General features: G+C 60.5%; 16 protein-coding genes. 2 read left to right on the top strand and 14 right to left on the bottom strand.

Annotated features, from left to right (window positions below; genetic code table 11):
• The first annotated feature begins 256 nt into the window (after positions 1-256).
• Positions 257-3,736: an exodeoxyribonuclease V subunit beta gene (gene recB, locus ACNKH3_RS03995; protein ID WP_417915820.1), complete on the top strand. Its 3,480-nt coding sequence runs from the start codon at positions 257-259 to the stop codon at positions 3,734-3,736.
• Positions 3,737-3,781: 45 nt separating this feature from the next.
• Here the strand turns inward: recB and ACNKH3_RS03990 are convergent, their stop codons facing one another.
• Complete coding sequence (locus ACNKH3_RS03990; protein WP_420208331.1) at positions 3,782-4,255, bottom strand: hypothetical protein; 474 nt, start codon at positions 4,253-4,255, stop codon at positions 3,782-3,784.
• Between the two features lie 368 nt (positions 4,256-4,623).
• Here ACNKH3_RS03990 and ACNKH3_RS03985 point away from each other — a divergent pair, with 368 nt between their 5' ends.
• The gene (locus tag ACNKH3_RS03985; RefSeq protein ID WP_420208330.1) at positions 4,624-5,616 is read left to right on the top strand and encodes a hypothetical protein; all 993 of its coding nucleotides are present in this window, start codon (positions 4,624-4,626) and stop codon (positions 5,614-5,616) included.
• A gap of 39 nt (positions 5,617-5,655) precedes the next feature.
• Here the strand turns inward: ACNKH3_RS03985 and ACNKH3_RS03980 are convergent, their stop codons facing one another.
• From ACNKH3_RS03980 to iolM, 13 genes are all read right to left on the bottom strand, one after another.
• The gene (locus ACNKH3_RS03980; RefSeq protein WP_417915978.1) at positions 5,656-6,606 is read right to left on the bottom strand and encodes a lauroyl acyltransferase; all 951 of its coding nucleotides are present in this window, start codon (positions 6,604-6,606) and stop codon (positions 5,656-5,658) included.
• Positions 6,593-8,098 carry an O-antigen ligase family protein gene (locus ACNKH3_RS03975; RefSeq protein WP_417915979.1) on the bottom strand — a complete coding sequence of 502 codons (1,506 nt, stop codon included), beginning with the start codon at positions 8,096-8,098 and terminating at the stop codon, positions 6,593-6,595. The genes ACNKH3_RS03980 and ACNKH3_RS03975 overlap by 14 nt, the downstream gene beginning before the upstream one ends.
• 24 nt (positions 8,099-8,122) lie before the next feature.
• Complete coding sequence (locus tag ACNKH3_RS03970; protein ID WP_420208329.1) at positions 8,123-8,878, bottom strand: HNH endonuclease; 756 nt, start codon at positions 8,876-8,878, stop codon at positions 8,123-8,125.
• A 190-nt stretch (positions 8,879-9,068) separates the two neighbouring features.
• Positions 9,069-10,019: a lysophospholipid acyltransferase family protein gene (locus ACNKH3_RS03965; RefSeq protein ID WP_417915804.1), complete on the bottom strand. Its 951-nt coding sequence runs from the start codon at positions 10,017-10,019 to the stop codon at positions 9,069-9,071.
• Entirely contained in the window at positions 10,009-11,403 is a 1,395-nt protein-coding gene (locus ACNKH3_RS03960; protein ID WP_417915803.1) for a B12-binding domain-containing radical SAM protein, read from the bottom strand. Before ACNKH3_RS03960 ends, ACNKH3_RS03965 begins: the two co-directional genes overlap by 11 nt.
• Positions 11,400-12,026, bottom strand: a complete 627-nt coding sequence (locus tag ACNKH3_RS03955) for a Uma2 family endonuclease (RefSeq protein WP_417915802.1) — start codon at positions 12,024-12,026, stop codon at positions 11,400-11,402. Before ACNKH3_RS03955 ends, ACNKH3_RS03960 begins: the two co-directional genes overlap by 4 nt.
• Before the next feature lie 96 nt (positions 12,027-12,122).
• Positions 12,123-14,633: a hypothetical protein gene (locus ACNKH3_RS03950; RefSeq protein ID WP_417915801.1), complete on the bottom strand. Its 2,511-nt coding sequence runs from the start codon at positions 14,631-14,633 to the stop codon at positions 12,123-12,125.
• Between the two features lie 77 nt (positions 14,634-14,710).
• A complete protein-coding gene (locus ACNKH3_RS03945; RefSeq protein WP_417915800.1) occupies positions 14,711-15,061 on the bottom strand; it encodes a hypothetical protein in 351 nt (116 codons plus the stop codon).
• An 11-nt stretch (positions 15,062-15,072) separates the two neighbouring features.
• On the bottom strand, positions 15,073-16,494 hold the full coding sequence (locus ACNKH3_RS03940; RefSeq protein WP_417915799.1) for an oligosaccharide flippase family protein: 1,422 nt from the start codon (positions 16,492-16,494) through the stop codon (positions 15,073-15,075).
• Positions 16,481-18,547: a GumC family protein gene (locus ACNKH3_RS03935; RefSeq protein ID WP_420208328.1), complete on the bottom strand. Its 2,067-nt coding sequence runs from the start codon at positions 18,545-18,547 to the stop codon at positions 16,481-16,483. The genes ACNKH3_RS03940 and ACNKH3_RS03935 overlap by 14 nt, the downstream gene beginning before the upstream one ends.
• Positions 18,548-19,720 (bottom strand): glycosyltransferase family 9 protein, encoded by a 1,173-nt coding sequence (locus tag ACNKH3_RS03930; RefSeq protein WP_420208327.1) that lies wholly within the window; start codon positions 19,718-19,720, stop codon positions 18,548-18,550.
• 5 nt (positions 19,721-19,725) lie between these two features.
• A complete protein-coding gene (locus ACNKH3_RS03925; protein WP_420208326.1) occupies positions 19,726-20,499 on the bottom strand; it encodes a polysaccharide biosynthesis/export family protein in 774 nt (257 codons plus the stop codon).
• Positions 20,496-21,674, bottom strand: a complete 1,179-nt coding sequence (gene iolM, locus ACNKH3_RS03920; RefSeq protein WP_420208325.1) for a scyllo-inosose 3-dehydrogenase — start codon at positions 21,672-21,674, stop codon at positions 20,496-20,498. The genes ACNKH3_RS03925 and iolM overlap by 4 nt, the downstream gene beginning before the upstream one ends.
• Positions 21,675-21,692: the final 18 nt, after the last annotated feature.

Raw genomic sequence — 21,692 nt, 5'->3', positions numbered from 1 at the left:
CTTCCGCCATATTCTCCTGATTTGAACCCCATAGAGCATAAATGGGCGCAAGCAAAGGCACTCAGAAGAAAACTTGGCTGTTCGACAGATGAGATTTTTCAGCAACCATGCTTATAGTCAATTTATTGTGCTACGGCTATAATATAGCTGCATGAGCAAAGATAAGGCAACAGGACATGATTACATGTTGCTTCGGCTGTAACAACCTGTTGCCGCCAAACCGCAACAGCCAGCCGCCGCCAATTTTCCTCTCCTCATGCGCCCACTCGATCCTCTCACCCTCCCTCTGCGCGGCCAAATCCTGATTGAAGCCAGCGCTGGCACGGGCAAGACCTACACCATCGCCCAGCTCTTCCTCCGCCTGCTGCTGGAGCAGGAGCTGGCCGTGGACGAAATCCTTGTCGTCACCTTCACCAAGGCGGCGGCAGAGGAGCTGCGGGGCCGCATCCGCCAGCGCATCCGCGACGGCCTCGACGCGCTGGAACGCGGCGCGGCGGATGATCAGAATTTGGCGGCGCTGCTGGCTCAGGCGGGCGATGCGGAGAAGGCGGCTGCGCTGCTCCGCGACGCGCTGGCGCGGATGGACGAGTCGGCCATCTGCACCATCCACAGCTTCTGCCGACGGATGCTGCAAGAGCACGCCTTTGAGTCGGGCGCGCCCTTTGAGATGGAGCTGACTGACAGCGAGGGGCTGCTGCGCTTGCGGATCATTGAAGATTTCTGGCGGCAGCGGTTTTATCCGGCCCCGCCGGAGGAGGCGGCCTGGGCCTTGGCGCAGTGGCGTTCGCCGGAAGGGCTGCTGGCCGCGCTCGGCAGGCATTGGGAGCGCGAGGATGTGGACTGCCTGCCGCTGATCAACGCGACTGAGTTAGATGTGCAGACTGTCGCTCTGGGCCAACTCTTTGCCGGACTGCAAAGAGTGTGGCAGCAGTGCCGGGAGGAAATTGCGGAACTGCTCCGCAGCAGCCCCCGCCTCTTGCGGGACAACAAGAAGAGCTACGGCCAAGAGCGGCTGACAGAGGTCTTGGCCATTCTGGAACGCCTGCTCACTGCTCCAGAATGGCCGCAGACAATGGCCAAAGGGCTGGAGCTGTTCACTGTCAGCATGGTTGCTGCCTGTCTAAACAAGAAGAAGGGCGAGCCGCCCGATCATCCCTTCCTCCATCACTTCGAGCAGTTCCTCAATGACCACAGCCGCCTGATGAATGGCCGCCGGGTGGCCCTGCTGCTGGAGGCCCGGCATTTTCTGCGGGACGAGCTGGCCCGGCGCAGGCAGGAGCAAAGCCAGCTCAGTTTCGACGACCTGCAAAGCTGGCTGGACAAGGGCCTGCGGGCAGAGGCGGGCGAGGTTTTGGCCAAGCGCATCGCCCGGCGTTTCCCGGTCATTCTGGTGGATGAGTTTCAGGACACCGACCCGCTGCAATACCGCATCTTCAAGACCATCCACGCGGCGGCGCAGGCCCGGACAGCTGGGCTGTTCCTGATCGGCGATCCCAAGCAGGCCATCTACAGCTTCCGGGGTGCGGAAATTTTCACCTATCTGCGGGCCAAACGCGACACCAAGCCGCAAAACCGGCTGACCATGACCGTCAACCACCGCTCCAGCACGGCGATGGTCGAGGCGGTCAACGCGCTCTTCGCTGTGGACGCGCCGTTCGGCTTTGCCAAAGAAGAGATTGATTTTCCCCACGTGCGGGCTGCCGGTCGGCAGGATGTTCACGCCCTGCGTCTCGACGGGCAGCCGCATCCAGCCATGACCTGCCTGCTCTTGGAGGAAAGCGACAAGCCGCTGGCCAAGGCGGCGGCAGACGAGCAGGCCGCCCGCCGCTGCGCCGCTGAGATTGCCGCGCTCTTGGCCGCCGGGCAGGCGGGCCGCGCCAGATTGGGCGAAGAGCCGCTGGCTGCCGGAGACATCGCCGTGCTGGTTCGCACCAACGAGCAGGCCGAGCTGATCCGCCAGGAGCTGAACGCGGCAGGCATAGCCAGCGTCTGCGGCGACAAGGATTACGTCTTTGCCGCCAAGGAGGCCCAGCAGCTTCTCCGCCTGCTGGCCTGCCTCTGCGACCTCAGCGATCTGGCCTTGGCCCGCACCGTGCTGGCAGGCGGCCTCTTCGGCTGGACAGCGGAGCAGATCGACCGCCTGCGCGAGGATGATCAGGCGCGGGAAGCGGTGATGGAGATGTTCGCCCGCTGCCGGAAGACGTGGTTGGAGCAGGGCTTTCTGCCCATGTTTCAGCAGCTCCTCAGCGAGCAGCGCACGGTGCGGCGGCTGCACAGTGCGCCCTCCGGCGAGCGGACGCTGACCAATTACCTCCATCTCGCCGAGCTGATTCAGGAGGCCTCGCGCCAGCAGCATGGCCCGGACGCGCTCCTGCGCTGGTTCAGCGACCAGATGCGGCAGCCGGAAGGGCAGTCTGAAGCGCAGCAGCTCCGGCTGGAAAGCGATGAAAATCTGGTGCGGATCGTCACTGTCCATAAAGCCAAGGGCATGGAATATCCGTTGGTTTTCCTGCCCTTCCTCTGGACGTGCCACCCCTGTGATGGCGGCAAGCCGTTCTCCTTTCACCGGCCTGAGCAGCCGGAGCGGCTCTGCCTTGATCTCGGCACCGGCAGCGAGGAGAACCTTGCCTTGGCCGAGCGCGAGCGGCTGTCCGAAGACCTCCGCCTGCTCTATGTGGCAATGACCAGGTCGGCGCAAGCCTGCTTCTTCTGCTGGGGCCGGGTCAGCGGCATGGAGGACAGTGCCTTTTTCTATCTCCTCCAGCAGTCAGGCGAAGAGGCGATGCAACGGCTGGGGCGAGTGGCCACACTCAGGCCGTGGCAGGCATTGACTACTTTGCCTAAACAGGGGCCTGCGGCGGTGCCAGAGCAGCCGCTTTGCCCCGCCCATTTCTCTGGCAGAATCGACAGTGACTGGCGCATTGTCAGCTATTCCAGCCTCACAGCGGGCCAGCGCGAGAGCAGCCCGGAGCAGCCGGATCACGACGCTGTGCAGACCGAAGGGCAGTCAGCGGCAGCAGCGGAATGCAACGCCTTCACGTTCCCCAGAGGCGCGGCGGCAGGCACCTGCCTGCACGGCATTCTGGAGCAAATCAGCTTTACCGATCCGGCAGGCCGCGAGGAGATCATCCGCGCTGGGCTGGAGCGGGCGGGCTTTGCCAGCGGCCAGTGGCTGTCAGCGGTCGCAGCTTGGCTGGAAGATGTCCTGCATACGCCCCTGGCCGAACAGGACGGATCTTTCTCTCTTTCTCGCCTCAAAGACAGCGAGCGGGTCAACGAGATGGCCTTTCATTTTACGCTGGAGCAGCTGCGGTTAGAACAATTCAACCGGACGCTGGCCGCGTTCGGCGTGCCGCCTCTGCCGGAAAGCGGCGGCAGCCTCAACGGGCTGATGACTGGCTTCATCGATCTGGTCTTCTGCTGGCAGGGGAAATATTACTTGGCCGATTACAAATCAAACCATCTCGGCAGCCGGGCGGAGGACTACAGCCCGGAGCGGCTTGATGCCGCAATGCTGGAGCACCGCTACGATCTGCAATATCTGATCTACACTGTGGCTCTGCGACGCTTTCTTGCTGGACGAATCCGCGATTACAGCTACGAGCGGCACTTCGGCGGAGCCTTCTATCTTTTTCTGCGCGGGATGCGGCCAGATTCAGGCGGAGCAGGCGTGCACGCGGTCAAGCCGCCGCTGGCTCTGGTTGAGGGCTTGGACAAATGCTGCGGGAGGAGCTGAAAAAGCCGGGGCTTTCGCCGCCCCGGCTTTGATGGAGCTATTGGTTTAACACCAGCTGCCAGTGACAGTGTTGCTCTGGGCGGTCGCTGCTGTGACCGGCTGAGAAGACGGCGGCAGAGTTGCAAATGGGAATGGAACATTAGCGGCATATTTCAGCGTGATGCGGGCAAAAATCTCATCCGGCTTGGGCAGGCCGTACATTGTGAAGCCCGGATCCTCGTCCAAAGCGCATTTGCCGACAATCAGCACCCGTTCCCGCTCAAAATAGAAGCGCGGTGGTATAACGACAGGATGGTTTGAAATGTACTGCGGGGTGAATGAAGCCACCATGATGTCTGTTCCTGACGGTTCCGCAGGATTGAAAGGACGGTCGTCGCCGATGAGATGAATTTCCTCGTAATACACTGTTCCAGCCCAGTATTCTGGCGGAAACTGCGCCACCGTGTATTTGACTCTCGCCTTGACAGTTGACTCGGTGTGCTCCTCAATGGTGAGCGTGGGATTCAGAATGCTGGCCATAGTCGTGTCTCCTCATTGTCATGCTGCTTTTGCTCAGGATCGGCGTGGCCCAGCCGCAGGGAAGTGAAAATTTTTCACTTGAAAATGAGTGTAGATGCCTCTCTGAGGAAAGTCAAGTTTTTTCCAGCGGAGACAGCGGCATTTGCCGCCACAGAGTGCCACAACACATTCGCCTTGCGTGTTTTTTCAACAAAATCAACAGCAAAAAATAGCTGAAACTGTTATTTTTTCCGGGCCTGCCTGCGATTTTGCCTTGCAAAAGCGGCGGGGAATTTATATAAAGAAGAAATACAAATTTTTAAATTTCCTGCCGCAGGCTTTTTTTTGCGGCGGGCGCTGATCCACAAAAGAAGGAAGGGAGGAAGACGATGAAGCTGAAAGTGTTGTTTCAAGCTGCCCTGCTGCTGGCGCTGTCTGTCTGCGCCGCGCAGGCGGTGACAGTGACCAATGTCCGGCGCAATCCGTTTTATGCGCCGCCGCTGCGGTCGGTCTCCGATCTGCGCTCAATGATGCAGATCGCGCAGGAGGACATCCGCGACGGCCTCTATCAGGCCGGGTATCCTGAGCTGTACCAGCCATTGATGCGGCAGTTTCCGCAGGCCGACGTGAGCCGGGTTGACTATCAGCCGGGCGAGAATTTCATCTGGATGCTGTCCAAGGTGTACGGTTCGGTGCAGGTGGTCAATGACATGACGTGGGGCGGCAGAAGGTCTATGCCTGCCTATGAGTTCTCCATCTACAGCAACGGCTCGCAGTACATTTTTGCTGTGCCGTTGGTTTGCGGCAATCTGGCCCTGAAGGAGGTCATCAGCGGCGGGGTTTCAGCTGCCGACAGCGGCTACAGCTATGGTGACAGCGGCAGCTACAAGCAGTCATCTGGAGGGCAGGTCGGCTGCCTCTCCTGCTACGGCTTCCGCTTTGTCGCTGATGTCGGCTATCTGCATCAGTCAGATCCGGCGGACTATCTTCTGCTGCGGGCAGGCGTTGAGCATTCCCTCAGCAGGCGGCTGTCCTTGCTGGCGATGGTCGGCGGCGCGCCGCATCTGGACGGCACCGACGGCGATGATGCCATTCTGGTCGATTTCCTTTTGCAGTACGACTGGTTCCGCTTCATGTTCGGCAACCAGTGGTCGCAGGCTTTTGTCGGTGTCGGCTTGGGCGGCTGGATCACTTCCGGCGACGACAATCTGGAGGCTGAGGACACCGACGTTGACTTGATCGCCAACATCGGCGCCCGCATCTACGGCAGGCCGGAGACCTTCAACGCCTCGCTGTTCTTCGAGGCCCGTTCCGGCCTTGACGAGCTGGACACGCTCGGCGAGTATGGCCGCTTCGGCGCTGGTCTGCGGATGCGTTTCTAAACAGACGCGGCGCAGCACCTGCTGAACAAGGCGGGCGGCTCAGTCAGCAAACTGGGCCGCCCGCCTTTCTTTTTGCACAAATTGCCCCGGCTGGAAGCGGTCGAGGAAGTGCATCCAGCCCGGCTCGTGGAGGATGCGCTGCTCCAGCTGGGCGGAGAAGCTCCGGGCGCAGGCCGCCGCGCCTTCAAGGCCGGGCAGGGGCGATTTGATTTCTTCGCCGATGCAGGCGGCGAACGGTGTTTCCCGTCCCGGCAGGAGAAAGAGCGGCAGCAGGGCCGCCCCAGTTTTCCGGGCCAGAATCGCCGGGCCAAGCGGCAGCCGCACTGGCTGGCCGAGCAGCAGGCAGTCCTCCTGCCTGCCGAACTCTTCCTCTGTCCCTGAGCCGTCGCCGGTGATCATCACCACCTGATTCTGTTTCAGAGCGGCGAAGACCGGACGCAGAAAGGCATCAGCCTTGATGATTTCCGCAGGCATTTTCCCTTCATAGCGCATCCGCAGACGGAAGGCCACGTTCCGACCGATCCAGCTCAGACCTTTGTCAGAAGGATTGCCGATCTGCTTCATCGGATAGCCCATGTGGGCCAGTCCGGCCAGCGGCAGATGGGCTGGGCCGAAATGCCCATGCACCAGCACCACACCCTTCTTTTTCCGCAGGACCGCGTCAAGGTGGCTCAGGCCGGACACGCTGAGAAAGCTGCCGATGTTGGCCGCAGTCAGCTTGGGCGCGATCAACGGGAAAAGCTGATCCACATAATGATTGCGAAAATAGGAACGCGCCGCCTGCTCATGCCGCTCCGGCGGAATGCCCATCCGGCGGAGATTGTCGGCCAGCTGCCGCCGTTTGCCTATCGCGGCCTGATAATGGAGGTCGCCCATGCGCCGGAGCAGGGCGAAGCCGGACGCGGCGGGCAGCAGCCGCAGCAGCCCGCGCAGAGGATACCAAACGATGAGCCGCAGGACATCGCGGCCAAGGGACTCATGGGTTTGCATGGCGTTTTTGTTCCGCCGCTGCAAGATTGAGCGCGGCGGTCATCAGGGCGAAATACAGCCAGATGCTGGGAGTGTTGTATTCAAAATCGACCAGCCCTTGCAGGCAGATCACCAGCAGCCCGCCGCTCATGGCGCTGACAACCAGCTGTTGTCGGCTGCGCTGGGCGAGCAGGGACGGCAGCAGGTTTCTGGCGTAATAGATGGTCAGCCAGAGCATGAAAAGCAGGCCGACGAGGCCGAAATCAAACCAGGTGGAAAAAAAAATGCTGTGGGCGTGCGGGGCCTGCATCTCCTTCTTCAGATTGCCGACTCCGAAGCCTTGCAGCGGCACCTCGCTGTATTTGCGGAAACTGTTCAGCCAGAGCCGTTTCCGGCTGTGCTTCTTGTTCTCAATTTCCGGGTCAATTGCGTCGCCGGACTCAACCGCCTTGATTCCCAGTGAAAAAAGTCGTGGCGTGAAATTTTTGCCGATGATCAGCGAGACCACGGCCTGCTGGGCGGTGTAGGTGGTGATGATCAGCAGGGCGAAGAGCGGCAGCAGACGGAGCAGTCTGCCCCGCAGCGGGCGGAGCAGGAGCAGCATGGCCGATCCCATGATCAGCAGCGCGCCGAAGCCGGCCCGGCTTTCCGTCCGCAGGGTGACAAAGAGCATGAGGAAGAGCAGGCCGCCGAGCAGCACCTGCCGGAAGCGGGAAGTGCTGGTCAGCAGCAGGCCGAGCGCCGCCGGAAAGGTCATGTTCATCAGCAGCGAAGTCTCGTGGTGGTCTTGCAGGCCCGAAGCCACCTGCGGCCAGCCGGAGGGCTGGAGGAAGCTGCCGAAGAAGTGGAAGCCGAGAATAAGATCCGGCGGGATTTTCTGAGTGATCAGGTCGGAATCGAAAAAAAACGAGGCCAGAGCGAAGGCACCCTGAAAGCCGACTGACAGCGTCCAGAGCCAGAGCGCGCGGCGGAACCGCGTCTCGTCATTGATCAAGGCCACAGTCAGGTTGAAGAGCAGGACATTGGCCAGCAGGATGAGCAGCTGGAACAGACTGTGCGGCTGGCTTTCAGCCCAGAAGATCGTGGTCGCCGCGTAGCCGCTCAGGAGGAGCAGAGGAAAGCGGAGCGGATTCCGTCCGGGCGCGGGCAGCAGGCCGCTCCAGCGGTGGAGGCGCAAGGCCAGCCACGTCAGCAGGATCAGCGGCAGCGAGATCGGCAGCGCGTCAATGTAGTTCATGCCGGTGATGAAGTTCCATTCCGCCCGGATCGCAGCGTACAGAACAAAGGAAGTCACCGGCACGGTGAAGGACAGCAGGGCCAGGCCGAAAAACGGCTTGAGCAGCACCAGTCCGGCCAAGGCCAAGCTGATATGCAGCAGCACCGTCCAGCCCCACGGCAGCGTGAGGCCAAGCAGGGCCAGACCGAGCACGGCGGGGGGCAGCAGGAGCAGCGCGGCCAGCCGCAGCCCCTGCGGCGGTTCAGGCGAAAAAGCCGCGTTCGACACTTTGCTCACCGCGTTTCCAGTTGATATGAAAAGTTAATTTTTTCTTGTAAAATTTATTGCATTTTCCAAGCCAACTAAAACCATTCTTGCCTCATCCTCAAAAATTATAATATGATCCTGTTCAAAAACGGTATAGTCTTTTCGCCTCGATTCAGTAATTTTTAGATATCTGCTTTTATTGACTGCTGATTTCACTTCAAAGAAATAGGTTCGATCACCTCCTGACATTCTTTTTTCAAATAGGATTCCAGCAGTGTTTTTTAGAGAATTGAGACCAATTTTCATATTTTCGGTAAATTCCTGAAGGATATCTTCCTCCGTCTCGATGCAGCGGGTTCCTCTTTTCCCAGATTCAGTGAGACACAGAAATTTTTTTCCGGCAGAATTCTTCAAATGAAACAAATAAGTATGACTTCCTGTCCTCACTTCTTCCGAATACAGAATTTCGTTATCTGACATCATCGCCTCGTCACGTATTCCATGCAGTTTAGCATGACATTTTTCGCATACGACAAGCAGATTGTCAGCATGGTCATCTCTATATTTTTTTGGATACCGGATATGGTGAACAGCTTTATAAGGAGCGTTGCATAGTTCACATTTGTAATCAGCCCGTTTCAGCGCTTCTCTTCTCAAATCCTCCCATTTCCTCGAATTCATATACTCTGACCAGATTTCAGGACGTTCTGTTCCGTTTTCTGCCGATTTTTGCCGGTAAAACCGTAAGAAAAGGTATCCTCCAATCAAGAGGATTAATTCTGCTGCAATGAGTACAAGATGAATTTCCATCGTGGATTTAAAATGTAAACTTAATTTTTACAGACAAGAGAAATCGCATTATGGCAGGACGATGCTTCAATTTTCACCGTCCAGCAGGAAATGCATGAATAAAACCTTTGCACAGCTTTGTCAAATAAAAAACTGAACCGTCCATTGAAAAAACAAGCGAAATCGATCTGTTGAACGCAGACGACCTGAATTAGATAAAAAAGCCGCGTTCGACACTCTGCTCACCGCGTTTCCGGTTGATGTGGAAAATCATGGCGAAATGCGCCGGATGTTTTTCGATCATCTTTTCCAAGAGCGCGGCCAGCCGCTGCATGTTGATCTGGAGAAAGGCCGCCTCGTCTGCCGCCTGCTCCAGCTGCACCGGCTCGGAGAGAATCAGCCGGTGATGGTTGCGCCGCTCACGGATGATAAAAGTCGGCACTATGGCGGCCCCGGTTTTCTGGGCGATTTTCACCGGGCCGGGCGCGAACCAAGCGGTTCTGCCGAAGAACTGAACCGGCACCCAGCTGCTGCTGATTCTGCCGTCCACGGCCATGGCAGTCAGCTCGTTGTTTTTCAGGGCTTGCAGCATAGTTTTGATGTGCAGATCGGCCCGGAGGAAGCGGACCGGCAGGCGGGCGTAGTCCTGCTCCCGGATGCGGAAGACCAGCTGGTTGATCCGGCGGTGGTGTTTCAGCTCCGGCGGCCCGGCGAGCTGATTGACCGCATAGCCCCGGAAGGCCAGCGCGGGCAGGATCATCAGAAAGGATCCGAAATGCGAGAGCAGGATGATCGTCCCCTTGCCGCCTTGCGCCGCCTGCTGGAGAAATTCCTCGCCTTCAATGGAGACCGCAGCCGCCGCTGTTTCCGCTGTGAAGGTGCCCATGAAGGTCTCTTCAATCCGCCGCAGGATGTCCAAACGGATGCTTTCCGCCGCAATCGCATCGCGTTCAGCGGCGGAGCGGTCAGGCAGCAGCTCGGCCAGTTCAGCGGCAATGTCGCGCCGCAGTCTTTTCAGCAGGATCGAAGCCGCCCAAGCCAGCCCGTCGGCGACAGCGTAGGCCGCGTTTTTGGGCAGCAAATGCAGCGTCTTGCGGAACGGCACCCAGAAGAGCCAAAGCAGGCTGTCGGCCAGCGCGTTCCTGAGCGGCTCAGGAATCATAGAACGATCTCCGGCCCAGCAGCCTGCCTGCGAGATGAAAAACGAATTTCACCGAGGGCTTCAGCACCTTGTCCACCGTGAAAAGCACTGCGTCAAAGAGCAGGGTGATATGCTGCTGGCTCTTGGGAAGATAGAACAGCCCGGCCAGCTCCTGCTCGTCAGCAGGCAGCATGTTGGTGCTGCGGCTGATGATGCCCTCTTGAATTGCGGTCTCGTACAGCTCGTTGTGCGGCTCCAGCCGGATCCAGCCCAAGCCTACCCCGCCCCGGCCCGGCATCAGCATGGGGATGCGGAAGAGCATGACCAGCGTTTTCATCGCGTCGGCAAAGGTCATCTCAGGGTAGGTGCAAAAGAAGTTGTAGCCGACAGCCATGCCTTTGACTTCCGCTGCCAGCTTCAGGCTGTTCCGCACGTCCTGCATGGTGAAGCCTTTGCTGAGGGCATTCAAGCCCTTGTCCGAGACCGCATCCGGGGAAAAGCCGATGTGCTTGCAGCCTGCCTCGCGCAGGAGCAGAAGGAAATCCTTGTTCAGACCCTTGGGCGTGAGCCACGCGCCCCATTCCACCTGCACCTTGCGCCGGATCAGTTCCTGGCAGATTTCACGGGCATGGTTTTCCGGGGCGTTGAAGACGCTGTCCACAAAGGTGAAGCCCTTGATGCCGTACTTGTTGACTAATTCCTCAATTTCGTCAACCACTTCCTCGGCCTTGCGCAGGCGCAGCCGACGTTCGTTGAGAAAGAGATAGCTGCAATAGGAGCACTTAAAGGCGCAGCCGCGCTTGGCCTGCACGCCGATGATGTTATGCAGCGGGCCGTGATATTTGCTGATGTCAATCACTGCCGGGTCACGGCGCGGCTTGGGCAGGGCTGCGAAATCCGGCAGAGGCCGGGGGCCGGAGAAAAGCACCTCGCCGCCTTTGCGGTAATACAGGCCCTTGACCTGCTCCGGCGCATCTAAATGCTGGAGCAGCTCCTGCACGGTTTCCTCGCCTTCGAGATAGACTCCGTAGGTGATTTCCGGCAGCCGCTCCATGATTTCTTTGGCAAAAATGGAGAAGCCGGTGCCGCCCGCCATGATCGGAATATTGGGCAGCACATCCCGGACTGCGTCCAGCGTGGGCCGCACGGTCTTGAACTGGACAAAGAGGTCGCGCCGCTGGGTGGTGTCAATGTTGCGGATGGAAATGCCCGCAATGTCCGGCTGAAAACGCCGCACCTCCTCGCGCAGCTTGTTCAGGCAGTCCGGCCAGTCATAGACATTGGGATCAAAAATCCGCACCTCATGCGCCTTGAGCGCGGCGGCGATGTACGACAGGCCGATGGGATAGAGCGGATGCTTGATGATCCTTCTGCCCATGTCCTGCTGAATAAGCAGCACTTTCATAATGTATTGCGAGTATTATTTTTTTTATGGCGATGCTGATTACCATTCCTGTAAGCCAGCATGTCATCATTCATGACCCGTGCGTAGATGTCCTCCACAGGCAGGGTCAGGTCAACAGAGGCGAAATGCACTGCATCGCCGAGATAATAATGTTCAGGCCGCCAGTGGTTTATCCGGCGGCAGACCTCCACATCAACAAAATCCTGCTCAATCAAGACATATTCTTTCAAGCTGGGGAGGTTCTGATAGGTCAGCCGCTTGACAGTGTTATCCGTCTTGCGGGTTGACTGCGAGACCACCTCGACAATCAGCAGAGGAGCATTGCGGTAATAGTCATTCTCCTCCTGCTCACAGGAGACGAGCACATCAGGATAGAAAAACTTCTTGCCAGCTTTCACTTTCATATCAGCTTGGAAAGGCTCGCAGGGAGATTTCCGCTCCTGAAGATGGCGCAGAAAGGCGGCAAAAAGGTTGCCTGCTATTCTGCCGTGATCAGCGCTGGCACCTGCCATTGCATAGACAGCGCCGTCAATGAATTCGTGCTTTGCGTCACTGAGGAGTTCTCCTTCCAGATATTCCTTCTCGCTGATCTGCTGCGCCAGTTCGTGCTGAGGCAATGGCATAATGTTCTTCTCCCAATCTTGATCAGGTTCGGTTCATGGATGGTTTAATTTCCGACCGCCCGCTGCTGCCATGTAGAGGCGAAAAATCTTTCGCCCCTACGCCCGCACCACCGCCGCAACCTGCTCCGCCTCTGCCAGCCGCCGTTTATAGCCGGTTTTGGCGATTCCCGCCTCTGCGGCGGCCAGATGCTCCTCTGCGGTGCGGCCCAGAACGGCCCTGCCGCTGGCAAGAGCCAGCCGTGCGGCCTCCAGATGGCAGTCAATGAGGTGCAGCTGCATACCGCCGCGCTGCGCAATCTCCTCGCATTCCCGCAAATCCTGTTCCGCAGCCGGAAAATGCGCTGCCCAGCGGTAACACGCGGCGCGAGCAAGCAGTCCACGCAGTAAATAATCCTCTACACCCGCTTCACGCAGGCCATCAACCGCCTGATTGAGCCATTCAACGGCTCGGCTAATACGTTCATCGTATCCGCTGATACGTTCATCGCCTCGGCGGATAGGTTCAGCGTATCCACTGAGAGGTTGAACGCAGGCCAAGTCCGGTGCAAGGCCGGAGATGACAGGCAGGCCAGTCTGCGCAATTGCTTCCTGCACAGCGGCGCGGCCAAGAGAGAGTTGATTCAGGGCAATATCCAGCAGCCAGTTATTCCTTTCTGCAATTTTTATTGTCTTCTCCGCCCGCCCGCGCACTTCAGGCCATGCGCCGCCAGCCAGCAGCAGGTCGCAGTAGTGAAATCCTGGTAACGAAGAGAGCCGGTCATAGTTCGGCTGCCATTCTTGCAGTATTTTTTCCGCCTCAGCAAACAAGGCGTGGCTCTCAGCCAGTTCTCCGGCCTGATGCAAGGCATCGGCAAGCGTTGTACGCTTGCTCATACGATGAAAAGCAGCTCCGCTCTGGTCAGCAAAGTCCACGCTCTGCCGTCCAGCCGCAACCGCCTGCGCAAGATCGCCGATGGTCAGATGTAATTCGCTGAGGTTGCTGGCATCTTTGGCAGCTTCTATCCAGTTCTCTTGTTTAATCCGCATTTCCAGCCCTACCTGCATCGGCTCTGCCGCCTCGGACAGCCGCCCAAGGGCACGCAGACGAAATGCAGCCCAGTTGAGGACATCAGCCTGCCAGAAATCGGTCAATCCTACGGCTGGCGTATGCCACGGCACGGCAAAGAAATGAGCCAGCACCGCCAAGTCAGCAGCAAATGCGCCGAGTTTCTTGCAGAGATAAGCATCTTTTTCCCGCCGTATTCTCGGCCAATACACCTCATCCAGTGCCTGCTGGTGCATCCCCGCTGCACAGCCATGCCGCACCGCTGCAAACAACGGCTCCATCTCCTCCAAAGTGTCGGGCAGCTCCTTGGCTGCGGCCTTGAAGTGCTCGTACAGCCGGACATGCGCCTGCCGCCAGCTCTCCGGGTGCAGCTCGGCCAGCCGTTTGCCGAAATACTGGCGCACCAGCGGGTGGGTGTCGAGGTTCTGCGGCTGGTCCGGGCGGACGGTGTTCAGCAGCCCTTGCTTGCGCAGCCGTCCGCAGGCGGCGCGGAACACCCGCTCATCGCTGGGCAGACTGAGGATACCCTCCTTGCGCAGACAGGACATCGCCCCCGCAGAAACCGGGCGGTCGAACAGGCCCATGCAGAAGAGAATCTGCAAATCCGGGCTGCCGGAGAGCTGCCGCTCATAGGCGGCCATCACCTTGAAGGCGTGGCGGCTCTCAGCGGTTTCTTCCGGGAAATCAGTCAGGCCGCGCAGCGTGTCCTGCTGCCGGATGTCGCACTTCTCGTATTCGCTCAGGTACTTGGCTAACAGGCTGAGGGACAGGGCGTGGCCGTTGTACGCCTCCACCGCAGCGCACAGCTCCTTGTCGGTGCCGATGATCCCTGCGGCGTGGAACAAGGAGATGCCCGCCGCTGCGTTGAGCGGCTCCAGCTCGTGCTGATGCTGATGCGGCCTGCCGTTCAGCTCCATCACCGGCTGGCGGGAGGATATGAGCAGGAGGCCGTTGCCGTTCGCCGCAAGCTGCACGCACAGGCTGATGAGGCCCTTGTCCTTCAGCGCGCCGTTCATCGCCCCGCCCAAGGGATATTGGAGCGGCTCCAGGCCGTCGAGCAGCAGCAGCGTGCGCTGGCGGCGCACCAATTCAGCCAATTTCACGCCCCGGTCATGCTCCGAGCGGATCGGGCTGCCGTCATGACCGAACCAGGCCAGCGCGTTGTCAAAGAATTCCGCCGCTGAAGCCTGTTCCTCACCGCTTGATCCCTGCAAATAAAACGACCAAGTGTACACCGCATCCGCGCCGCGATACCGCTTATCGTCAATCCACTTCCGCAGCAGCGATGTTTTGCCCGCGCCACCCATCGCAGTGAGCACGAGAACGTTTATGCCGTCCTCCTGCCAGGCTTGATCAATCAGCGCAAGCTCGTCCTCCCTGCCGAAAAGCGTGGAATCGGTCGTCGGCAGGCGGGAGAGGTCGAATTTGCCGGAGAGAGGGGGAGGTGGGGAGGGCGGTGCGCTTCCGGGAGGGTAATGATGATGTTCAATATGAATATTTCCGGCGGTGGAAAAGACGTTGCTGTTCCCGACGATGGTTTGGGCTGTTGTATCATCAGACATAGCAATAATTTCTGTAGATTCTTTGGCAACAACCACCGTAGGGGCGGTTCGCGAACCGCCCCTACCGAATACGCAGGTCAACGAAGCACTGTCACATTGCCGCTGCCGGAAAAAATGTTGCCATCGCCTGTCACGCTGATCTTCACCCCGCCACCCGGCTGCGCTTTAACCGCATCCAGCAATGCTTGCGCCGCTTTCATGATCTCTTCATCCTTGTCCGCGCCCGCAGCTTCCGCCTCTTCCTTCAGCAGTTGCTGCCGCGCTTGCGCATCAGGCTTCTGCTCCAGCTTTTTCACCGCATCGGCAAGGTCGCTTTCCGCCCCGAACTTGCGCAGCAGCACGTCTTTCATGCCCTTGTACGCAGCCTTCACTGCATCTGAACTCAGGTTGCCCAGCGCGCCGGCAATTGCCGCAATGATGATGTCCATGATTCAGTCGGTTAAAAGGTGAAAAAGGAAGCCCGCAGCCTGCTGACATCTTCCAGCGAAACCAGCCGGAGCAGAAAACCGCATCCTGCGCAGGCCAGAACGCCAAGCAGCAGCGGCGGCAGCAGGCCGAAATTTTCTGCCTGCGCGGCGGCCAGCCAGCCAGCTGTCCAGCCTGCGCCTGCGGCCAGCAGAGTTTTGGCCAGCAGGCCCGGCAGCAGTTCGCGGAACAGCCAGCAGTTGGCGGCAAACATGCAGCCGCCGGACAGAACCATCGCCCAGCTGCCGCTGACAGCGGCCAGCCGGGGAATCAGCAGCAGATTGGCCAGAGCGCAGAGCAGCACGCCCGCCGCCTGTATCCAGACCGACAGACTGACCTTTTTCGCGGCGATGAACAGCGCGTCAAAGGCGGTGTTGAGAAAGGAAAAGCAAAGCGACAGGGCGAGTATGCTGAAGACCTGCGCCGAGTCTTTGAATTCCGGGCCAAGGAGCAGCGGCATCAGCCGGTCAGCCAAGGCGGCGGCGAAAAAAGTCAGCAGCAGGCTGGCAAAGAGCAGCCTGCGGAACGCGGTTCCGGCGGTCTTCCGCAGCTCCTCGTTGTTGCCCGCAAAGAAAAGCCGGGAGAAAATCGGCAGCAGCACCGGCAGAAAGGTCATCGGGATGATTTGCACACGGGTGAAAATGCGGAACGGTGCCTGAAAAAGGGCTGCTTCGGCGTTGCCCGCCATTGCCTGCAAGAAGAAAACTCCGGTGTAGAGATGGAGCTGCACGAGAAGCTGAAACAGGCCGATCTGCAAAGATTCCCTCAGCGCGGCGTGGGGCTGCCGCAGGCTGGAGACAGCGCGGGGCAATTCCCGCAGATAGGGCGAGAGGCGGTTGGTGAGCAGGACAGCGGCGGTCAGGCCAGCCAGCGCGGCTAAGGTCTGGGCAGCCAAGACCGCGCTAAGGCCGAGCTGCTGCCAGACCGCTGCCGCCGTGAGAACGAGCAGGACAACCGAGGCCGTCAGCGCGGTCAGGGCTTCGCAGCGCATCCGCTGCAAGGCGATGCCCACCGCGCCTGCGGTCTGACTCATGGCGGTGCAGCCTGCGGTCAGGCCCACGGCTAGCAGCAGGCCGTTTTCCTCAACCTTGGCTATGAGCAGACCGCCGAGGAGCAGCAGCGCGGTCAGCAGGTTCCAGCTCCAGCCGAGCAGCACCTGCTCTGCCGCGCTGGCAGGCCGGGCGGCAATCTCCCGCACTAAAATCCGGGGGAAGCCGAGGTTCAGCAGCGGCAGGGCCACCAAGCCAATCGCGGTCAGCACCGAATAGCGGCCAAAATCCTCCAAGCCAAGGGCGCGGGAAAGCAGCATGACCAGCAGCAGGCCGGTCAGCAGCTCCGCCGCTCTGGCGGCAAAGGTGAAGACGATGTTGACCGCTGTCCGGTCAGCTCCGGCCACAGCCGCCCCCGCATTTGTTCAGCACCCAGCCCGCCCGGCTGATGCCCGCCTGCCGGAGCCGCCGCTGCGCCTCAGCCGCCGCCTGCCTGCCGGTGCACCCGCATTCAGCCACGCCGAGCAGCCAGTCTGCCTCCTCGCCGAGCAGCAGGGCATCGCTGCCTGCCAGCAGCGGCGGCGCGTCCAGCACCACGGCCTCGTAGCTGCTGGCAAGGGAGCGGAGCAGCTCCGGCAGGGCTGGAGCTTCCAGCAGCGCGCCCGGTGCTGCCTGCTTGCGGCCTGCGGGCAGCAGATCCAGTCCCGGCGCGGCATCGGCAGCAATCGCCTCCGGCGCGGTCAGCTTGCCTTGCAGGACTTCAGCAAGACCCTGCTTGCCGCTCAGGCCAAACCAGCGATGAAGGACGGGCCGCCGCAGGTTGAGGTCAACCAGCAGGGCTTTCCTGCCGACAGCGGCAAAAGACAGGGCGAGATGGGCGGCGACGCTGCTTGTTCCCTCTCCCCCGGAACACCCGGTGACAAGGATGATTGCTGCTGGCCTGTCCCCGGCGGCGAACTTGATGCTGTGCCGGAGCGTTCGCACCGCCTCGGCCAGCGGCGAAGCAGGCGGCAGATTGGCTAACTGCCGCACCTGACGCGAGCGGGGCAGGCAGCCGAGCAGACGGTCCGGCTCTGCCAACGGCAGGTCTGCCGGAGACTGCACCGCCGTGCTGATGTACTCGGCGAAGAAGGCGGCGGCCCCGCCCCAGAACAGGCCGAGGCACAGCCCGGCGGCCAGCATCAGACCTTTCTTGGGAAATTTCTTTTTCTCAGGAGTCTGGGCAGGTTCGACAATGCGGGTGTCCGACATGGCCACGGCCTCAGCCACCTCCACCTTGCGCAGGTAGCTGAGAAAGGTTTCATAGACCCCCTTGCTGGCTGACAAGGCCAGCTCCAGCTGGGCCAGCCGGGCGGATTTCTCCGGGAACTCCGCCACCTTCCGCTCGTACTCGGCAATGCCGCGCTGGATCAGCACCCGCTTGGCCAGCCCCACGTCGCGGCTGATCCGCAGGCCGACAATCTTGTCGGTCAGGGAGTCGTAAACCGGGTCAACGCCCATGTTCTCGCGGTTCAGGGTGATCTTCTCCTGCTGTTTGACCAAGTCCCGCACCGCTTGCAGCTCCTTCTCAATCTGCTGATATTCGGGATGGCTCGGCTGATAGACCGCGCCTTTGGCCGACAAGCTGACCAGCAGGTCGTTCAGCTTGGTCCGCAGTCCGGCCAGCTCCTCGTTTTTGGAAAATTCGCTGGTCTCCTTGCGGTACTTGCCGATTTTCTCCAGCTGCGCTTGGGTGCTGGCGATTTCCTTTTCCAGCAGTGTCAGGGACTGCTCGTTGTCCTCTTGGCTTTTGACCAAATCGTTCAGCCGGGACAGGGCGTTGCCCAGCGTGGTGTCCAGATCGGCGGCATTCGCCTCCACCTTGAAGGCAGTCAGATCAGCCAGCGAGCGGCTGTAGTTTTCATACAAGGCCGTCAGCTTGGCGTTGATGAAGGCCTTGACTTTGACAAACTCGGCCTGCGTCCGCCGCACATTGTGGGCTAAATAGAGTTCGGCCAAGGTGTTGGCGATTTTGGCCGCTTGGGCCGCGTCCGGCGATGTGGCGGTGATCTTGAGGAAGGCCGTGTCATCCTGCTGCTTGACTGTCACCGCAGGCTGAGGCAGCAGCTTGTTGACCAGCCCGGCCTCCAGCAAATCCTCGGCCTTGATCGTCGCGCCGTCGCGGTCTTGCAGCTTCAGATCGGCGATCAGCTCATCTAAAAGCGGTCTGATTTTGGCCAAGGCAGTTTTGGTCTCAAAGATGTCCTCGGAGCTGTCGTTGACCGCTGCCGAAGGCATCTCCAGCGCGCTCATCAACGAGGTTAGAGCACTGGAGGACTGGACAAAGAGCTTGGCCGCCGCCTGATAGGTCGGCGTGATCAGCAAGGCCCCTGCGGCGAAGAGGAGGAAAAAGAGGAGGAAAACGGCGGCAAAAATCCAGCGTCGCCGCAGCAGTATTTTGACAAGATGGAGAAATTCCATTTAGTTTGTTCCAGTGCAGCCGGATTGCCGTCCCGCGCCGCTGAGCAAAGTTTCCGCCGCCCGCAGCACGGCTTCAGGAGTGATGGCCTTCATGCAGTCCTGCTTGACGGCACGGTGGCAGGAGCTTTCATCGCAGGCGAAACGGCAGGGAAAATTTTCCTCCACAACCACGCTGCGGGCGGAGAAGGGACGGGTTTCGAGTGATTTGGACGGCCCGAACAGGGCCACGGTCGGCGTGTTGAGGGCAGCGGCCAAGTGCATCGGCGCGCTGTCGTTGCAGACAAAGAGACTGGCCTCCTGCAAGACCGCCGCCATCTCCCGCAGGCTGGTGCGGCCCGCCAAGCTGACCGCCTTGCCCTGCATCATGGCCATGATCCGCTCAATTCTGGCTTGGTCGTCCGCGCCGCCCAAGAGCAGCAGCGGCAGGCCGAAGCGTTCCAGCAGCAGGTCGTAGAGCGCGGCGCAGCGTTCCTCCGGCCAAGTCTTCAAGGGCAGCCGCGAGCCGGGATGCGCGCAGAGAAACGCGCCGCTCACACTCAGACGTTCGATCAGCTGCCGCGCCTGCGTCTGTTCATCCTCTGTCAGCCGCAGGCCCCAGTCCAGCGGCTTGTCCGGGCAGCCGAGAAAACGGCAGATGTCGAGATGATATTCGACTTTGTGGCGCAGGCCGGGATATGGCACGACATGGGTCAGCAGATAGGCCCCGCCGCCGATGCCGTAGCTGACTTTATATCTGCTCCGCAGCGGCGCGACAAGCAGCAGGATGTCCCGGATGTCGCCTCTGGCCTCGATCACCAGATCAAACTGCCGCCGCCGGAAGACGCGGATGAAACGAAAATATTCAGCAAAATTGGCGGCACGGTAGAACCAGAACGGCGCGAAGGTGACCACCTCGTCAGCATAAAGATGGCCTTGCAGCAGCGGTGCCGCGCCCGGTGCGGTCAGCACCGTGATCCGGCTTTTGGGAAACCGCTCCTTGAGCGGCCTAAGCATGGGCAGCGTCATGATCACATCGCCGATGTAGGCGGTGCGGATCAGCAGGATGCTCCTGACTGTCTCCGGCGCAACAGCCTCGCTCCGCCGCCGCAGCGTCCACGGCAGCGAGAGCAGTCTGCCGAGGTTGTCCGCGAGCAGGACAGACAGCCATTTTTTCCGGTTGACGATTTTGTACACGGCGGCTACTGCACCAGAATTTCCCCGGAGGTGCCTTGCAGGGCCTGCTTGAAGACCGGCCAGTACATCACCCCGCGCTCCACAGCCAGCAGCGGACTGAGGATGCTGTCAAGACTCCGCATGAAGGATTCGACATCGGAAATCTGGCTCGGCGGCAGAAAGAGGATGTCGCCGGACTGAACCAGCATGGCGGCGGAAGCGGCGTTCTCTTCGCCCAGATTTTGGAAGCCGAGCGGGATGCTGACCACCTGAATCCGGTCTTTCGCCTTCCGCAGCAGGACGATGAACTCGCCCGCGCTTTTGGTCGGCCCGCCAGCGGTGGCGGCAGCCTCAATCACCGCTGTTTTGGCGTTGAGGGTGAACTTGCCCGGATTGGTGACATCGCCCAGCACATAGTAGATCTGCCCGGCCAGATCAAGGGGCATCACCGTCACCTGCGGCTTGACGTAATAGGCGGAGAGCTTCTTGGTCAGCACGGCCCGCAGCTCCTCCATGGTCAAGCCTTGGGCCTGCACCGCGCCGATCAAGGGATAGTGCATCGCGCCGGAGCGGTCCAGCGTCACCTGCTTGGTCAGATTGTCATGGCCCCAGACCTCGACGGTCAGCTTGTCTCCGGCGGCCAGCCGCAGATCTTGGCCGCTGTCTGCCGCCAAATCTTTGGCCGCCGCCGGAACTGCCGCCGGCAGACTGTTCTGGGAGAAAACCGCCTTATTGCCGCAGCCGGTCAGAGCCAGCAGCAGCAAAAGGGCGGACAGCAGAGCAGAGCAGAGTTTTTTCATGCCGGGTTGTCCACTTGAATCAAAATTTTGCCGTCCTTGCGGTCAGCAGAGCGGCGGATGCCGTCCAAGGTCTGCGCAAAGGGCAGCCGGGCGGTGATCATCGCCTCCAGCCGGATTTTGCCGCTGGCCAGCAGCCGGATGATGTTCGGGAATATGCCGCTGCCGGAATGCCCCCGCGCTCCGGCGATTTTGTTTGCGCCTGTGACTAAGCGGTCCAAGGTCAGCTGGACGGAATGGCCCGCCCGGCCCAGATAGACGATGGTGCCGTTGACCGCCAGCGAGAGTTCCATCTCAGGGATGGTCTGCTGCGCCGCGCCCGCCGCCTCGACCTGCACGTCCGCGCCCCGGCCTCCGGTCTGCTCCAGCACGATCTCACTGGGCCGCACACCCGCCGCCCGCAGGGCGTTGAGGTCGTACACAGCGGAAGCCCCCAGCTGCCCGGCAATGGCCAAACGCTCCGGGGCCAGATCAAAGACCAGCACCTGACTGGCTCCCGCTGCCGCCGCCAAAGCGACAGCACCCAAGCCCACTGGCCCTGCGCCATGCACGGCCACCGTCGCGCCGGGGAGAAAGCCGCCCGCGCTGATGAAAAGGCCGTTGTAGGCGCAACCTGTCGGCTCGATCAGCGCGCCGAGGTCAAAGAGCAGGTCGTCACCATACTGCCGGGCCAGCTCGTCAATTTTCCAGATATGCTGGCAGCTGACCACTGCGTATTCCGCCAAGGCGCCGTCCACGGTGATCCCGGCCAGCTCGGCCCGGCGGCACTGGTTGGGCGCGCCGCTGCGGCAGGGCGGACATTGGCCGCACCAGACGATGCTCTCCGCCGCCACCGGATCGCCGGGCGCGAAGTCCCGCACCAGCCTGCCAACCCGCTCGACTATGCCGGAATACTCATGACCGATGACGCAGGGCAGCCGGGCCGGGCCGGAAAAAATGACGTAGCCCTCCGCGTCGGTTTCATAGAGATGGGTGTCTGAGCCGCAGAGGCCGCAGCGTTTGACCCGGATCAGCACCTCATGATCAGCCACGTCTGGGACAGGCCGCTCGTCCGCATAGAAACGGGGCTGCCGCCAGATCTGGCAGGCGGATTCCGCCCGCCGCCGCCGTTCCTCGTCCGGCGAGAGCCGCCAGCCGGGGCGGGGACACCATTCCGCATCAGCCGCAAAGACTTTCATCGCTCCGCTCCAAACAGG

Source organism: Candidatus Electronema sp. JC (genome assembly GCF_048287365.2).
In the GTDB taxonomy this organism is placed as follows: Bacteria; Desulfobacterota; Desulfobulbia; order Desulfobulbales; family Desulfobulbaceae; genus Electronema.
The sequence above is the reverse complement of the archived record's forward strand: the minus strand, read 5'-3'. Positions and strand labels throughout refer to the sequence as shown.

What these genes read in the sequence shown, in the direction of transcription:
- recB (WP_417915820.1), top strand. Translation starts at nt 257, where the DNA reads ATGCGCCCACTCGATCCTCTCACCCTCCCTCTGCGCGGCCAAATCCTG.
- ACNKH3_RS03970 (WP_420208329.1), bottom strand. Translation starts at nt 8,878, where the DNA reads ATGGAAATTCATCTTGTACTCATTGCAGCAGAATTAATCCTCTTGATT.
- ACNKH3_RS03985 (WP_420208330.1), top strand. Translation starts at nt 4,624, where the DNA reads ATGAAGCTGAAAGTGTTGTTTCAAGCTGCCCTGCTGCTGGCGCTGTCT.
- ACNKH3_RS03960 (WP_417915803.1), bottom strand. Translation starts at nt 11,403, where the DNA reads ATGAAAGTGCTGCTTATTCAGCAGGACATGGGCAGAAGGATCATCAAG.
- ACNKH3_RS03935 (WP_420208328.1), bottom strand. Translation starts at nt 18,547, where the DNA reads ATGGAATTTCTCCATCTTGTCAAAATACTGCTGCGGCGACGCTGGATT.
- ACNKH3_RS03950 (WP_417915801.1), bottom strand. Translation starts at nt 14,633, where the DNA reads ATGTCTGATGATACAACAGCCCAAACCATCGTCGGGAACAGCAACGTC.
- ACNKH3_RS03925 (WP_420208326.1), bottom strand. Translation starts at nt 20,499, where the DNA reads ATGAAAAAACTCTGCTCTGCTCTGCTGTCCGCCCTTTTGCTGCTGCTG.
- ACNKH3_RS03965 (WP_417915804.1), bottom strand. Translation starts at nt 10,019, where the DNA reads ATGATTCCTGAGCCGCTCAGGAACGCGCTGGCCGACAGCCTGCTTTGG.
- ACNKH3_RS03990 (WP_420208331.1), bottom strand. Translation starts at nt 4,255, where the DNA reads ATGGCCAGCATTCTGAATCCCACGCTCACCATTGAGGAGCACACCGAG.
- ACNKH3_RS03955 (WP_417915802.1), bottom strand. Translation starts at nt 12,026, where the DNA reads ATGCCATTGCCTCAGCACGAACTGGCGCAGCAGATCAGCGAGAAGGAA.
- ACNKH3_RS03945 (WP_417915800.1), bottom strand. Translation starts at nt 15,061, where the DNA reads ATGGACATCATCATTGCGGCAATTGCCGGCGCGCTGGGCAACCTGAGT.
- ACNKH3_RS03980 (WP_417915978.1), bottom strand. Translation starts at nt 6,606, where the DNA reads ATGCAAACCCATGAGTCCCTTGGCCGCGATGTCCTGCGGCTCATCGTT.
- iolM (WP_420208325.1), bottom strand. Translation starts at nt 21,674, where the DNA reads ATGAAAGTCTTTGCGGCTGATGCGGAATGGTGTCCCCGCCCCGGCTGG.